Below are 13,930 nucleotides of genomic sequence, written 5' to 3' on the forward strand. Positions count from 1 at the left end.
TCCGGACCACTGCGCGTCGTACGGCGGGGGTGCCGGCGCCCGACCGGGGTCATCCGGAGCCATCTGGTGGCAGCGGACGACCCCGATCAGGCCGGAGCTCGTCTCAGTCGCCCTTGACGTTGACGATCTGCCGGAGCACGTGGCGCACCTCGACGAGGTCCTTCGCGTCCTCCATGACGACGTCGATGTCCTTGTACGCCGCCGGGATCTCGTCGACGAAGGCGTCGGTGTCGCGGTACTCGATATCCCCCATCGCCGCCCGCAGGTCGTCCTGGGTGAAGGTGCGCCGCGCCGCCGACCGGCTGTACTCCCGCCCCGCCCCGTGCGGGGACGAGTTGAGCGACAGCCGGTTGCCCTTGCCGACCACGACGTAGGACCGCGTCCCCATCGACCCGGGGATGAGCCCGGGCACGCCCGCGGACGCGTCGATGGCGCCCTTGCGGGACAGCCACACGTCCTTGCCGAAGTGCCGCTCCTTGGTCGTGTAGTTGTGGTGGCAGTTGATCTGCTCGGTCGGCTCGACCGCGTCGACGCCGGCCCACGCCGCGAAGGCGGTCGCGACCCGGTCCATCATCTCCTCGCGGTTGAGCAGCGCGAACCGCTGCGCCCACCGCAGCTCACGGATGTAGGCCCAGAACTCCGGCGTGCCCTCGACGAGGTAGGCCAGGTCGCGGTCGGGCAGCTGGATCCACCACCGGGCGCACTCGCGCTGCGCCACCTTGATGTGGTGCTGGGCGATCTTGTTGCCGACACCGCGCGAGCCCGAGTGCAGGAACAGCCAGACCCGGTCGTCCTCGTCGAGGGAGACCTCGATGAAGTGGTTGCCGGAGCCGAGGGTGCCCAGCTGGAGCCGCCAGTTCGCGGCGTACGACGCGGGGTCGAGCTCGGCCTTCTCGGCGGCGGCCTCGAGGTCGGCGATGCGGGCGACCGTGTGCTCGCGCGTGACCTCGGTGTTGTAGGCACCCGCCGACGTCGGCACGGCGGCCTCGATCGCCTCCCGCAGCGGACGCCGGTCCGCGGGCAGGTCGTCCCGGCCGAGCTGCGTGCGGACCGCGATCATGCCGCAGCCGATGTCCACGCCCACCGCGGCGGGGATGATCGCGCCGAGCGTCGGGATGACCGAGCCGACGGTGGCGCCCTTGCCGAGGTGCGCGTCGGGCATCAGCGCGATGTGCGGGTGGATGAAGGGCAGGGTCGAGGCCGTCGCGGCCTGCTGCCGCGTCGTGTCCTCGAGGATGGAGGCCCAGCTCATGAGCCTCTTGCTGATCTGCTGCACGAGGAGACACTCTGCGTCAGATGCGACGCGGCGGCCACCGGTTTTCGCCGGCCCCGTGCCACGGGATCGTGTGCATCCCGAGTCACCTGGTGGCACCAGGTGCACACGATCGCCCCTGAGGGGCGAGCGTCAGTGGCGCCAGACGGGGGCGATGCGGCGGCGGTAGCCGAGACCGACGACCCGGCTCAGCAGGAACACCACCGGCGTCGGCACGGCGGAGCGCACGTAGGCGTCCTCACGTGGCGGCAGACCGTCGAGCACCCAGGCGAAGAACCCGCCCGCGACACCGAGCGGCTGCTTGCGGAGCCGCCTCTCGACGAGCTTCCACTCGGGGCTCTCGACGTGCTGGAGCAGCTGCGGCTCGAGCTCGTCCTCCTCGTGGCGCAGGTGGCGCTCGGTGACGGTGCGGGTGTGCTCGAGCGCCTCGGCCGCGACGGTGGCGTCCTCGTTGCGGGCGGAGGCGCCCAGTCGCTTCATGTGTCCCGACGTCTCCTCCAGCGCGTCGTGCATGGCCTGGTGCTCGCTCTCCATCTCCCCGAGCAGCACCGGATCCACCCCGAGGCTCTCCAGCGCCGGCCAGATGAGCGTGTCCTCCTGCTCGTGGTGGTGGGTCAGCTGGTGCGCCAGGTGGTCCCAGGCACGGGCCAGCTCAGCCGCCCGGGTGGTGTCGCCGTCGCGGAACGCGTCGAGCGCCTTCGCCGTGCGCTCGAAGTCGCGGCGGACGGCTGCGTGGATCACGCGGTTCATCGTCATCTGCGGATCGGTCGCCATGCTCGGCAGGCTAGCCCCGACGCGACGGGGGCGGTAGGTCTCGACGAGCTCGGGCCCACCGTTGGTCGAGCAGCGAGCGCCAGCGAGCGGCGTCGAGACCTGGGCGACCACCTCACCGGGTCTCGACGACGGGCGCTGGCGCGCCCTGCTCGACCGACGTCAGCGGCGGGAGAAGAGCAGCAGGCGCAGGACCGGGAAGGCCAGCACCACCAGGACGACGATGCCGAAGCGGGCGGCCCAGTCGGGTCGCACGACCCAGACGACGATCACGAGGACGAGCAGCAGCGCGACGAGCAGGCCGTTCTGCTGACGGCGCCGACGCTCGAGGACGCCCGTGGGCCGGCCCATCCCAGGCGCCGGTCGGAGCACACCGGCCGCAGCCTTCAGCGGTCGCGTCCGGGCGGCGCGGCGCTCACGCCGCTCCTGCTCGGCCGCCTTGGCCGCTGCCCGCAGGCCCGCCTCGTGCTCGCGAGCCGCGCGCCGCTGGGCGCGCTCCTTGCTCACGAGCCCACCGTCGCGGGCACGAGGCCCTCGACCCAGTGGCGCAGGAGAGCGGCGCCGGCGTCGCCGGACTTCTCGGGGTGGAACTGGGTGGCGGTCAGGGGCCCGTTCTCGACGGCAGCGACGAACCGGTCGCCGCCGTACTCGCACCACGTCACGCCCGGCGGCGTGGTGCGCCCGTTGGTGACCAGCTCCCAGCGGCGTACGCCGTAGGAGTGCACGAAGTAGAACCGCTCGTCCTCGAGGCCGGCGAACAGCCGCGAGCCCTCGGGCGGCTGCACCGTGTTCCAGCCCATGTGGGGCACGACCGGGGCCTGGAGCCGCTCGACGGTGCCGGGCCACTCCCCCAGCCCCTCGGTCTCCTGGCCGTGCTCGACGCCGCGGTCGAAGAGGATCTGGAGCCCGACGCAGATGCCGAGCACGGCGCGCCCGCCGGCCAGCCGGCGACCGATGATCTCCTCGGCCCGCACCGCGCGGACGCCCTCGACGCAGGCACGGAAGGCGCCGACCCCCGGGACCACGAGGCCGTCGGCCTCCCGGGCGCGGTTCTTGTCGGCGGTCAGCTCCACCCGGGCGCCGGCGCGCTCCAGCGCGCGTACGACGGAGCGCACGTTGCCGAAGCCGTAGTCGAGCACGACGACGTCCGGGCCCGAGCTGGGCTGGTCGTGCGTGAGAGCCGGTACGGCGACGGGGTCGGCGCCCGAGACGGCAGCGGGGGTCTCCCCACCGGTCACAGGGTGCCCTTGGTCGACGGCACGCCGGTCTCGCGCGGGTCGTAGGCGATCGCGTCGCGCAGCGCGCGGGCCACGGCCTTGTACTGCGTCTCGACGATGTGGTGCGGGTCGCGACCGCCGAGGACGCGCACGTGCAGCGCGATCTGCGCGTGGTGGGCGATGGTCTCGAAGACGTGACGGGTCAGCGACCCGACGTAGCCGACGCCGGAGCCACCGATGGTGACGAACTGCTGGCCCTCCGGCTCACCGGTGTGCACGCAGTAGGGACGCCCGGACACGTCGACGACGGCCTGCACGAGCGCCTCGTCGAGCGGCACGGTGGCGTCACCGAAACGACGGATGCCGCTCTTCGGTCCGAGCGCCTCGAGCAGCGCGTCGCCGAGCACGATGGCGGTGTCCTCGACGGTGTGGTGGCCGTCGATGTGGAGGTCGCCGTCGGCGTGGACGGTGAGGTCGATGAGCGAGTGGCGCGAGAGCGCGTTGAGCATGTGGTCGTAGAACCCGACGCCGGTGCTGATGTCCGCGCGCCCGGTGCCGTCGAGGTTGACCTCGACGAGGACCTTCGACTCCCGGGTGGTCCGCTCGATGCGTGCGGTGCGGGCGGGGCGGGCGCTCGTGGGCGTGCCCGTCTCGTCGCTCATGTCATGACCTCCATCAGGGCCGCCCGGAAGGCGGCCGTCTCGTCAGGTGTGCCCACGGAGACCCGCAGCCACCCCTCGGGTCCAGTCTCGCGGATCAGCACACCGCGGTCCACCAGGCCCTGCCAGACCGCGTGGCGGTCCTCGAAGAGCCCGAACAGCACGAAGTTGGCGTCGCTGTCGGCCACGGTCAGCCCCTGCTCGCGCAGCCAGACCACGAGCTCGTCGCGCTCGCGGCGCAGCCGGTCGACCTGGGCCAGCAGCTCGTCGGCGTGACGCAGCGCGGTCAGCGCGACGGCCTGGGTCACCGCCGACAGGTGGTAGGGCAGGCGCACCAGGCGGAGCGCGTCGGTGATCTCCGTCGAGGCCGCGAGGTAGCCGAGCCGCACGCCGGCGAAGGCGAACGCCTTGCTCATGGTGCGGCTGACGACCAGGTTCGGCGTGGTGTCCAGCAGCTCCAGGGCCGTCGGGGTGCCGGGTCGACGGAACTCGGCGTAGGCCTCGTCGACGACGACCAGCCCCGGGGTCGGCAGCGCCGCCGCGGCCGCGCAGAGCGCCTTCACGGTGTCGAGCGGCAGCGCGGTGCCGGTCGGGTTGTTCGGCGACGGCACGAGCACGACGGTCGGCTCGACCTCGCGCACCAGCGCGACGGCCTTGTCGACGTCGACGGCGAAGTCGGTCTCGCGGTGGCCGACCACCCAGCCGGTGTGGGTGTCGCGGGCGTACTCGGGATACATCGAGTACGTCGGGGCGAAGGAGATCGCCGTACGACCCGGACCGCCGAAGGCCTGCAGCAGGTGCAGCATGACCTCGTTGGAGCCGTTCGCGGCCCAGACGTGCTCGGGGCCCAGCGCGTGCCCGAGGTACGCCGCCAGCGCCTCGCGCAGGGCGGTGAACTCGCGGTCGGGGTAGCGGTTGAGCTCGCCGGCGACCGCGCTCACGGCCGCGGCGAGGTCGGCCGCCACCGCGTCCGAGGGCGGGTAGGGGTTCTCGTTGACGTTGAGCAGCACGGGCAGGTCGAGCTGCGGGGCGCCGTACGCCGCGACCCCCTCGAGCTCGGGGCGCAGCGGCAGCCGGAACGCCCCGGTCGCGGGCGCGCTCACCGGCGCGCTCACCGGGCCTGCGTGCGTACGTCGATCGCCGCACCGTGCCCGGGAAGGTCCTCGGCGTTGGCCAGGGACACGACGTGCGCGGCGACGTCGGACAGTGCCTCGCGGGTGTACTCGATGACGTGGACGCTGGTGCGGAACGAGCGCACCGACAGGCCCGAGGAGTGGCAGGCGCAGCCGCCGGTGGGCAGCACGTGGTTGGAGCCGGCGCAGTAGTCGCCCAGCGACACCGGGCTCCACGGCCCGACGAACACCGCCCCACCGTTGCTGACCCGGCGCGCCCAGGCGGCGGCGTCCTCGGTCTGGATCGACAGGTGCTCCGCGGCGTAGGCGTTGACGACCTCCAGGCCCTGCTCGAGGTCGTCGACCAGGACGATGCCCGACTGCGGACCGGTCAGCGCGGTGCGGATGCGCTCGACGTGGCGGGTGGCCGAGACCTGCTTGTCGAGCTCGGCCACGACGTCGTCGGCCAGCGACTCGGAGTCGGTGACCAGCACCGAGGCGGCCAGCGGGTCGTGCTCGGCCTGGCTGACCAGGTCGGCCGCCACGAAGGCCGGGTCGGCGGAGGCGTCGGCCAGCACGGCGATCTCGGTCGGGCCGGCCTCGGAGTCGATGCCGACGACGCCCTTGACCAGCCGCTTGGCGCTGACGGTGAAGATGCCGCCGGGGCCGGTGACCAGGTCGACCGGTCGGCACGGGCCCGCGCCGTGGGCCAGCATCGCGATCGCCTGCGCACCGCCGACGGCGTACACCTCCTCGACGCCGAGCAGGGCGCACGCGGCCAGGATGGTGGGGTGCGGCAGGCCGTCGTTGTCGACCTGCGGCGACGAGGTGAGCGCGATGGAGCCGACGCCGGCGACCTGGGCCGGGACGACGTTCATCAGCACGCTGGAGACCAGCGGCGCGATGCCGCCGGGCACGTAGAGCCCGACGCGGTCGATGGGGACGAGTCGCTGGGTCACGGTGCCGCCGGGCACGACCTCGGTGGTGACGTCGGCCTCGAGCTCGGCCTCGCTGGTGATCCGCAGCCGCCGGATGGACTCCTCCAGCGCGGCCCGCACGGCGGGGTCGAGCGCCTCGAGGGCGGCCTGGGTGGCCTCGACCGGCACCCGGATGTCGGTCTGCTCGACGCTGTCGAAGCGGGCGGAGAACTCGCAGACGGCCTCGAGCCCGCGCTCCCGGACGGCGGCGATGATCGGCTCGACGACGGCGAGGGTGGCGGCGACGTCCATCTCGGCGCGCGGCACCGCGGCCCGGTAGTGCGAGCGAGCGTCCGTGTCGGGTGCGACGGCCTGGCCACGGAGGTCGATTCTGCGGATCATGCCCCCAGTCTAGGTAGGTTGACGGCATGACCGAGCAGCTGCCCATCTTCCCGTTGGGCATGGTCGCGTTCCCCGGGATGACGGTGCCGCTGCACATCTTCGAGGAGCGCTACCGGGCGATGGTGCGCCACCTGCTGACCATCGACGACCCGGCCCGGCGTCGCTTCGGCATCGTCGCGATCCGTGAGGGCTACGAGACCGGCGGTCACGAGGCCCGGTCGATGTACCGCATCGGCTGCGTGGTGCAGCTCGGCACCGTCTCGCAGTACGACGACGGGCGCTTCGACCTGGCCGCCGTCGGCCAGGAGCGGATGCGCGTGATGGGCACCGACGCCTCCGGCCCGTTCCTGGTGGCCGACGTCGAGGTCATGCCCGAGGAGACGCGCCCCTCGGTCGACACCGCCCGCGAGGCCGCGCACGCGCTGGCCACCTTCGCCGACTACCGCGACCTGGTCTCCGAGCTGCGCGGCGACGACGTGATGACCGGCAGCCTGCCGCGCGACCCCGAGCTGCTGTCCTACGTGCTGGCCTCGACCTGCTCGCTGACGCTGCGCGAGCGCCAGCAGCTGCTGGAGTCGCCGACCACCCACGAGCGGCTCGGCCTGCTGCGTCGACTGATGCGCCGCGAGATCGGCGCCATGAACGCGATCCCGTCGCTGCCCGCCACCGAGGTCGCCCGGTCGGGCTGGAGCCCCAACTAGCCCCGACTAGCCCCAACTAGCCCCACAGCGCAGGAGCAGACCCATGGCACGGACCACGTCGGCCGACGGCACGCCTCTCGGGTTCGACCGCCTCAGCGACGGCGGCCCCGTGGTGGTCCTGGTGAGCGGCGGACTGGACGACGGCACCGAGAACCTCCCGCTCGGTGAGCACCTGGCGGGGTCGTTCACCGTCATCACCTACCGACGGCGCGGGCGCGGGGACAGTGGCGACACCCAGCCCTACGCCGTGCAGCGCGAGATCGAGGACCTCGCGGCCGTCGTCGAGGCCGCGGGCGGGAAGGCCCACCTGTTCGGCGCCTCGTCCGGCGGCGCGCTCGCCCTGCTGGCAGCGGCGGCCGGCGTGCCGGTGGACCGTGTCGCCGTCCACGAGGTGCCCTACCTGCTCGGTGACGAGATGCTCGCGGCCTGGCGCGCGTACACCCGTGACCTCGCCGGCGCGCTCGACGCCGACGACCGGGACGGGGCCCTGCGGCTGTTCATGCGGCTCGCCGGCTCCTCCCACGCCGACATCGCCGCCGCCGAGGCCGCGCCGGTCTGGTCGGACCTCCGGGCGCTCGCGCCGACCCTGCGCTACGACGCCGCCTGCCTCGGCGACGGCGCGCCCCCGGGCGAGCGGCTCGCGGCGGTCAGCCAGCCGGTGCTGCTCACCACGGGCGCGACCCTCGACCCGCACTCCGCCGGGTTGCCCGCCGACTTCTTCGGCGCCGCCTCCGACGCGGCCGCCGCTGCCCTGCCGGACGCGCGCCGCGCCACGATCGAGGTCGCGAGCCACGTCCCCGACCCGGCCGTCCTGGGCCCGCTCGTCGCGTCCCACTACGCCCCCTGAGCAGGGTCGCCGCGCCGGACGTGCGTCGGCCCGGCCGGACCCCTGAGGGTCCGACCGGGCCGTCGGTACGTCGTGCCGCGTGCGTCAGTCCGTGGTGATGCGGACCGTGTAGGAGAAGCCGTCCTCGTTGGCCGTGGTCGACACACCTGCGGCCTGCAGCGGCTCGATGTTCTCCTGGATCTTCGCCGAGTCCTCGCCCGGGAAGCTGCCCACCAGAGCCGAGAGCCAGTCGCCCTCGAAGCTGACGAAGAACGCACCCTGGTCGCCGCTCAGCTCCGAGAGCACGCTCTCGAAGGCCGGCTCGCTGCCCAGCTCGCCGGTGCCGGCGAGCTCCGCGACGTAGTCGGGGTTCAGCCCGACCGCGAGGGCGCCCTCACCCTCCTCGATGGTGAGGAAGCCCGGCGGCGCGCCGGAGGCGTCGAGCGCGCGCTCGAGCACCTCGCGGATCTCGGCCGGGTCGCCGTTGATGCGGATGCCGGCGGGGATCTGGTCGGGACCGGACGACCCGGAGGTCAGGCCTCCGAAGTCGACCGAGTCGTCGAGGGAGATCGTGAAGCCGTCGCCCAGCAGGGTCTGGATGTCCTCGGGGACCGACAGCCCGGTCGCGGACTCGAACTCGGTGATGCCCTGCTCGAGCTCGCCCTCGGTGTCGAACTTCTCGGCGAACTCCAGGATCTGCGCCACCGCGTCGTCGCCGACCGGGATGCCGTAGGCCGCGATGGTGGTCGCGGGCAGCTCGGTCATGCCCGTGTCGCCCTCGGACAGCGCGGCGGAGAGGTCCTCCTGGACCACGCCGGCGGCGGTGACCTTGAACTCGACGCCCTCGTCGGCGAAGCGCAGCGACATCGCGGCGCCCTCGAAGTCGGCGAAGGCCTCCTCGAGCAGCTCCTTCTCCTCCTCGCTCGGGGCGGAGCCGCCGAGCGTCTCGGTCTCGTTCGAGACCGTCTCGAGAAACTCGGTGGCCGCCTCGGGCGAGGCGTAGCCGGTCACGAAGCCGGTGCCGCCGGCCTCCTCGACGCGGGCCTGGAAGGTCTCGTCGTCGGCCAGGGTGCCCTTGTCGATCTCGGCGAGCACCTCGTCGACGTCGTCCTGGCTCTCGGCGAAGACCATGTAGTCGCCGCTGAAGTCGTAGGCCGGGCCGTCACTGTCCTCGGAGTCCTCCGAGGAGGCGGACTCCGAGGGGGCGGGCTCCGAGGAGTCCGCCGCGTCCTCGCTGGACCCGCACTCCGCGAGCGTGGCGACGCCCTTCTCGGCGGCGTCCTGGTCGGTGGTCTCGACGACGGCGAACGCCGTGGGCTCCTCGTCACCGGGGAGCGCCGCGAAGGCGACGCTGTTGCCGAGCCACGGCTCGATGTCGTCGGCGAAGCTGAGGTCGTCGCAGCCCGACTCCTCCTTGATCAGGTTGAACAGGCTCTCGCGCAGGTCGCTCTCGCTCTCGAGGCCGAGCTCCTTCTCGAGCGCGGGGAACTTCTTCAGCGTCTGGTAGGCCTCGAGCTGCTGGTCCTTGCCGGGGTCGATGTCGATCCCGATGTAGCCGATGGCGCTGGCCGGGATGGCCTGCGCGGGGGTGGTGCTGTCGGACAGGAACTGGGTCACGCCCCAGGCCGCGGCTCCGACCACGGCGACGGTGACGACCGCCGCCCCGGCCACCAGCGGGCCCTTGCGCCGCTTCTTCGGCGCCGCGTCCTCCAGGTAGTCCACGTGTGCCGGCTCGCCGGCGCCTGCTCCGCCGGGCGTCCCCGGAGTGTCGCTGGACATTGCTCTCCCTCGTTGTGGGCCCCCGACCACTTCGGGTGGCACCCGCCCAAGGTATCCGCTCGCGACCTCAGGAGGGCGCTTTGCCGGACCGGTGGGGAGAGTCCGATTCAGGACCTGACCGTTCGGTCACCGGGTTGTAGTCCGTGTCGGTGGTCTGCTGCAGGCGCGGTGGCTTGAGCAGCAGCACCACCAGGGAACCGAGCGCGGCGGCGAGGGGCCAGACCACCAGCACCACCCAGGTGTGCACCGTCAGCTGCGCCGGCGCCTGCTCCCCCGGTGCGGCGTCGCGCAGCGCCTCGATCGGGTCGCCGGGCCCGATCAGCAGCCCCACGGCGACGCACAGCCCGGAGGCGAGGATCGCCCCGGCGACCACGGAGAGGACACCGACGACGGGGTCGGTCCGGGTGCGCAGGGCCATCACCATCCCCGCGGGCACGCAGACGAGCAGGCCGAGCACGGCGAACCACGCGTCGCTGTCGATCTGCTTGGCCAGCTCGGGGCCGGCGGTGACCACCCCGGCGGTGTCGCGGGTCAGCTGGGGGGTCTCGACGACCAGGCCCCACACCACGCCCGCGGCCACGCCGAGCCCGGCGAGGAACGCCAGGACCGTCAGGACCTGCTTCATGCCTCGGCGAGACAGTTCGGGCCCAGGAGGGTCTTGAGGTCGGCGTACAGCGCGGAGGACGCCTCCACCCGCAGCCGGTCGTCGAGGCGCATCACCGTGGTGCTGTTGCGCGACAGGAGCTTCAGCCGGACCTCGGTGACCCCGGGGTGCGTGCCGAGGACGTCGCGCAGCTGGTCGACGACCGGCGGCGTGCACCGGGTGGAGGGCAGCGAGATCACGATCGGCCCGGACGGGCCCTCGGTCAGGTCGGGGACGCTGACCTCGCGGCCGTGGATCTCCGGCTGGTCCTTCGAGCGCGACAGCGAGCCCTTGACGGTGATGATGATGTCCTCGTTGAGCGAGGTGCTCACCAGCTGGTAGACGGTGGGGAACAGCAGCACGTCGACGGCACCCTCGAGGTCCTCGACGGTGACCAGCGCCCACGAGTCGCCGCGCTTGGTCACCTTGCGCTGGATCGCGGTCACCAGCCCCGAGATCTTGACGGGCGCGCCGTCGCCGCGGCTCTCGTCGAGCAGCACCTGCCCGATGGTGCAGTCGGCCTCGCGCGAGAGGATGTGCTCGAGCCCGGTCAGCGGGTGGTCGGAGACGTAGAGGCCGAGCATGTCGCGCTCGTGGGCCAGCAGCGCCTGCTTGTCCCACTCGGCCATGTCGGGGATCGCGATGGTGACGCCCCAGCCGGCCTGGTCGGCGGCGTCGTCGAGGCCGGCGAAGAGCGAGTCCTGGCCGATGGCCTCGTTGCGTTTGATGTCGACGTACTGGTCGACGGCCGACTCGGCGACCGCCACCAGCGCGCGGCGTCGGTGGCCCAGGGAGTCGAAGGCGCCGGCCTTGATGAGCGACTCGATGACGCGCTTGTTGCACGCCACGACGTCGACCTTGCCGAGGAAGTCGCCGAAGTCGACGTACCGGCCCTGCTCGCGGCGGGCGCGCACCACCGCGTCGACGACGTTGGCGCCGACGTTGCGGATCGCGGTGAGGCCGAAGCGCACGTCGCCCTCGACCGGGGTGAAGTCGGCGTCGGACTCGTTGACGTCGGGCGGGAGCACCTGGATCTTCATCCGCCGGCACTCGTTGAGGTAGATCGCGGACTTGTCCTTGTCGTCCTTCACCGAGGTCAGCAGCGCCGCCATGTACTCCTGCGGGTAGTTGGCCTTGAGGTAGGCGGTCCAGTAGGAGACCAGGCCGTACGCCGCGGAGTGGGCCTTGTTGAAGGCGTAGTCGGAGAACGGCAGCAGGATGTCCCACAGCGTCTTGATGGCGGCGGCCGAGTAGCCGCGCTCGCTCATGCCGGCGGAGAACGCCTCGAACTGTTTGTCCAGCTCGGCCTTCTTCTTCTTGCCCATGGCGCGGCGCAGCAGGTCGGCCTGGCCCAGCGTGTAGCCGGCCAGCTTCTGCGCGATCGCCATGACCTGCTCCTGGTAGACGATGAGACCGTAGGTCTCACCCAGGACGTCCTCGAGGGCGTCGGCCAGCTCGGGGTGGATCGCCTCGACCGGCTCGCGCCCGGTCTTGCGGCGGGCGTACTTGTTGTGGGAGTCCGCACCCATCGGACCCGGGCGGTAGAGCGCACCGACCGCGGAGATGTCCTCGAACGTGTCGGGACGCATGCTGCGCAGCAGCGCCCGCATCGGGCCGCCGTCGAGCTGGAAGACGCCCAGGGTGTCGCCGCGCTGGAGCAGCGCGTAGGTGTTCTCGTCGGTCAGCTCGAGCTCCTCGAGCACGACCTTCTCGCCCCGGTTGCGCTCGATGTTGCGCAGCGCGTCGTCGAGGACGGTGAGGTTGCGCAGCCCCAGGAAGTCCATCTTGATGAGGCCGAGGCGCTCGCAGGTCGGGTAGTCGAACTGCGTGATGACCGCGCCGTCCTGCGGGCGGCGCATGATCGGGATGACGTCGAGCAGCGGCTCGCTCGACATGATGACGCCGGCCGCGTGCACGCCCCACTGCCGCTTCAGCCCCTCGAGACCGATGGCGGTGTCGACGACGGTCTTCACGTCCGGCTCGGAGTCGTAGAGCGCCCGGAACTCGCCGCCCTCGCCGTACCGCGCGTGGTTGGGGTCGAAGATCTCCTTGAGCGGGACGTCCTTGCCCATCACCGCGGCGGGCATCGCCTTGGTGACCCGGTCGCCCATCGCGAAGGGGTAGCCGAGGATGCGCGAGGAGTCCTTGACGGCCTGCTTGGCCTTGATGGTGCCGTAGGTGACGATCATCGAGACCCGGTCGTCGCCGTACTTCTTGGAGACGTAGTCGATGACCTCGCCGCGGCGACGGTCGTCGAAGTCGATGTCGAAGTCGGGCATCGAGACGCGGTCGGGGTTCAGGAAGCGCTCGAAGATCAGGCCGTGCTCGAGCGGGTCGAGGTCGGTGATGCGCATCGCGTACGCCGCGATGGAGCCGGCGCCGGAGCCACGACCGGGACCGACCCGGATGCCGTTGTCCTTGGCCCAGTTGATGAAGTCGGCGACGACGAGGAAGTAGCCCGGGAAGCCCATCTGGGTGATGACGCCGGTCTCGAACTCGGCCTGCTTGCGCACCTTGTCGGGGATGCCCTGGGGGTAGCGGAAGGCCAGCCCCTTCTCGACCTCCTTGACGAACCAGGAGTCCTCCGACTCGCCCTCGGGCACCGGGAACCGGGGCATGTAGTTGGCCGAGGTGTTGAACTCGACGTTGCAGCGCTCGGCGATCAGCAGGGTGTTGTCGCAGGCCTCCGGCAGACCGTTGCGGTCGGCCCAGAGCTCGCGCATCTCCTCGGGCGACTTGATGTAGTAGGAGTCGCCGTGGAACTTGAAGCGGCCCGGGTCCGACATCGTGCTGCCCGACGAGACGCACAGCAGGTGCTCGTGGGCGCCGGCGTCCTCGGGGCGGACGTAGTGGGAGTCGTTGGTGGCGATCGGCGGGATCGACAGGTCCTTCGACAGGCGCAGCAGCCCCTCGCGGACGCGGGTCTCGATGTCGAGGCCGTGGTCCATCAGCTCGAGGAAGTAGTTGTCGGCGCCGAGGATGTCGCGGAAGTCGGCGGCCGCCTGGCGGGCCTTGTCGTAGTCGCCGATGCGCAGCCAGGTCTGGACCTCGCCCGAGGGGCAGCCCGTCGTGCCGATGAGGCCGCCGGCGTACTCCTGGAGCAGCTCGCGGTCGGCGCGCGGCTTGTAGAAGTAGCCCTCCAGCGAGGAGCGCGACGACAGCCGGAAGAGGTTGTGCATGCCGGCCGTGGTCTCGGCCAGCAGCGTCATGTGGGTGTAGGCACCGAAGCCCGAGACGTCGTCGTCGCCGCCGTTGTTCCACCGCACCCGCTTGCGCTCGAAGCGCGAGGTGTTGGGCGTGAAGTAGGCCTCCATGCCGATGATCGGCTTGACCCCGTGCGCCTGCGCCTTGGAGTAGAAGTCGAACGCGCCGAACACGTTGCCGTGGTCGGTCATGGCGATCGAGCCCATCCCGAGCTCGGCGGTGCGCGCGAACATGTCGTCGAGGCGGGCGGCCCCGTCGAGCATGGAGTACTCGGTGTGCACGTGCAGGTGTGCGAAACCGGCCTGGGTGCTGCTGGTCCCACCTGACATCGGGCGACCGGCTCCTCTCGAGGGTGCGGGCAGGGGCGGACCGGACGGGTTCACGCTCCGGGCAGGAGGGCGATCGGCCGAGTCGGGGGGAAGGAGA

12 protein-coding genes are annotated in these 13,930 nt (G+C 71.9%); 2 read left to right on the forward strand and 10 right to left on the reverse strand.

Annotated features, from left to right (window positions below; translation table 11 throughout):
* Positions 1–103: 103 nt before the first annotated feature.
* The 7 genes from G7072_RS11395 to hisD all read right to left on the reverse strand — a co-directional run bounded on the left by G7072_RS11395 (position 104) and on the right by hisD (position 6,261).
* Positions 104–1,276, reverse strand: coding sequence for an RtcB family protein (locus tag G7072_RS11395; protein ID WP_206063089.1), 1,173 nt, complete (start codon positions 1,274–1,276; stop codon positions 104–106).
* A gap of 129 nt (positions 1,277–1,405) precedes the next feature.
* Positions 1,406–2,047: a hemerythrin domain-containing protein gene (locus tag G7072_RS11400; RefSeq protein ID WP_166086456.1), complete on the reverse strand. Its 642-nt coding sequence runs from the start codon at positions 2,045–2,047 to the stop codon at positions 1,406–1,408.
* A gap of 159 nt (positions 2,048–2,206) precedes the next feature.
* Complete coding sequence (locus G7072_RS11405) at positions 2,207–2,551, reverse strand: hypothetical protein (protein WP_166086458.1); 345 nt, start codon at positions 2,549–2,551, stop codon at positions 2,207–2,209.
* Positions 2,548–3,183, reverse strand: coding sequence for an imidazole glycerol phosphate synthase subunit HisH (hisH, locus tag G7072_RS11410; RefSeq protein ID WP_240917281.1), 636 nt, complete (start codon positions 3,181–3,183; stop codon positions 2,548–2,550). Before hisH ends, G7072_RS11405 begins: the two co-directional genes overlap by 4 nt.
* A 95-nt stretch (positions 3,184–3,278) precedes the next feature.
* On the reverse strand, positions 3,279–3,923 hold the full coding sequence (hisB, locus tag G7072_RS11415) for an imidazoleglycerol-phosphate dehydratase HisB (protein WP_166086466.1): 645 nt from the start codon (positions 3,921–3,923) through the stop codon (positions 3,279–3,281).
* A complete protein-coding gene (locus G7072_RS11420; RefSeq protein WP_166086468.1) occupies positions 3,920–5,035 on the reverse strand; it encodes a histidinol-phosphate transaminase in 1,116 nt (371 codons plus the stop codon). Before G7072_RS11420 ends, hisB begins: the two co-directional genes overlap by 4 nt.
* Positions 5,032–6,261, reverse strand: a complete 1,230-nt coding sequence (hisD, locus tag G7072_RS11425; protein WP_240917282.1) for a histidinol dehydrogenase — start codon at positions 6,259–6,261, stop codon at positions 5,032–5,034. The genes G7072_RS11420 and hisD overlap by 4 nt, the downstream gene beginning before the upstream one ends.
* A 116-nt stretch (positions 6,262–6,377) precedes the next feature.
* Between hisD and G7072_RS11430 the strand changes: the two genes are divergently transcribed.
* Both G7072_RS11430 and G7072_RS11435 read left to right on the forward strand, forming a co-directional pair.
* Positions 6,378–7,052: an LON peptidase substrate-binding domain-containing protein gene (locus G7072_RS11430; RefSeq protein WP_166086472.1), complete on the forward strand. Its 675-nt coding sequence runs from the start codon at positions 6,378–6,380 to the stop codon at positions 7,050–7,052.
* Between the two features lie 43 nt (positions 7,053–7,095).
* A complete protein-coding gene (locus tag G7072_RS11435) occupies positions 7,096–7,899 on the forward strand; it encodes an alpha/beta fold hydrolase (RefSeq protein WP_166086475.1) in 804 nt (267 codons plus the stop codon).
* 84 nt (positions 7,900–7,983) lie between these two features.
* Here G7072_RS11435 and G7072_RS11440 read toward each other — a convergent pair whose 3' ends face one another.
* The 3 genes from G7072_RS11440 to dnaE form a co-directional block, all read right to left on the reverse strand.
* Positions 7,984–9,657: a DUF3352 domain-containing protein gene (locus G7072_RS11440; protein ID WP_166086477.1), complete on the reverse strand. Its 1,674-nt coding sequence runs from the start codon at positions 9,655–9,657 to the stop codon at positions 7,984–7,986.
* Positions 9,658–9,724: 67 nt separating this feature from the next.
* Positions 9,725–10,282 (reverse strand): hypothetical protein, encoded by a 558-nt coding sequence (locus tag G7072_RS11445; RefSeq protein WP_166086480.1) that lies wholly within the window; start codon positions 10,280–10,282, stop codon positions 9,725–9,727.
* Positions 10,279–13,833, reverse strand: a complete 3,555-nt coding sequence (dnaE, locus tag G7072_RS11450; protein WP_166086481.1) for a DNA polymerase III subunit alpha — start codon at positions 13,831–13,833, stop codon at positions 10,279–10,281. The genes G7072_RS11445 and dnaE overlap by 4 nt, the downstream gene beginning before the upstream one ends.
* Positions 13,834–13,930 lie beyond the last annotated feature (97 nt).

It is taken from the genome of Nocardioides sp. HDW12B (assembly GCF_011299595.1).
Lineage (GTDB): Bacteria > Actinomycetota > Actinomycetes > Propionibacteriales > Nocardioidaceae > Marmoricola_A.

Bases quoted from the DNA above. Each gene is read 5' to 3' on its own strand.
- G7072_RS11400 (WP_166086456.1), bottom strand. From the start codon at position 2,047: ATGGCGACCGATCCGCAGATGACGATGAACCGCGTGATCCACGCAGCC.
- hisB (WP_166086466.1), bottom strand. From the start codon at position 3,923: ATGAGCGACGAGACGGGCACGCCCACGAGCGCCCGCCCCGCCCGCACC.
- hisD (WP_240917282.1), bottom strand. From the start codon at position 6,261: ATGGACGTCGCCGCCACCCTCGCCGTCGTCGAGCCGATCATCGCCGCC.
- G7072_RS11430 (WP_166086472.1), top strand. From the start codon at position 6,378: ATGACCGAGCAGCTGCCCATCTTCCCGTTGGGCATGGTCGCGTTCCCC.
- G7072_RS11435 (WP_166086475.1), top strand. From the start codon at position 7,096: ATGGCACGGACCACGTCGGCCGACGGCACGCCTCTCGGGTTCGACCGC.
- G7072_RS11440 (WP_166086477.1), bottom strand. From the start codon at position 9,657: ATGTCCAGCGACACTCCGGGGACGCCCGGCGGAGCAGGCGCCGGCGAG.
- G7072_RS11445 (WP_166086480.1), bottom strand. From the start codon at position 10,282: ATGAAGCAGGTCCTGACGGTCCTGGCGTTCCTCGCCGGGCTCGGCGTG.
- dnaE (WP_166086481.1), bottom strand. From the start codon at position 13,833: ATGTCAGGTGGGACCAGCAGCACCCAGGCCGGTTTCGCACACCTGCAC.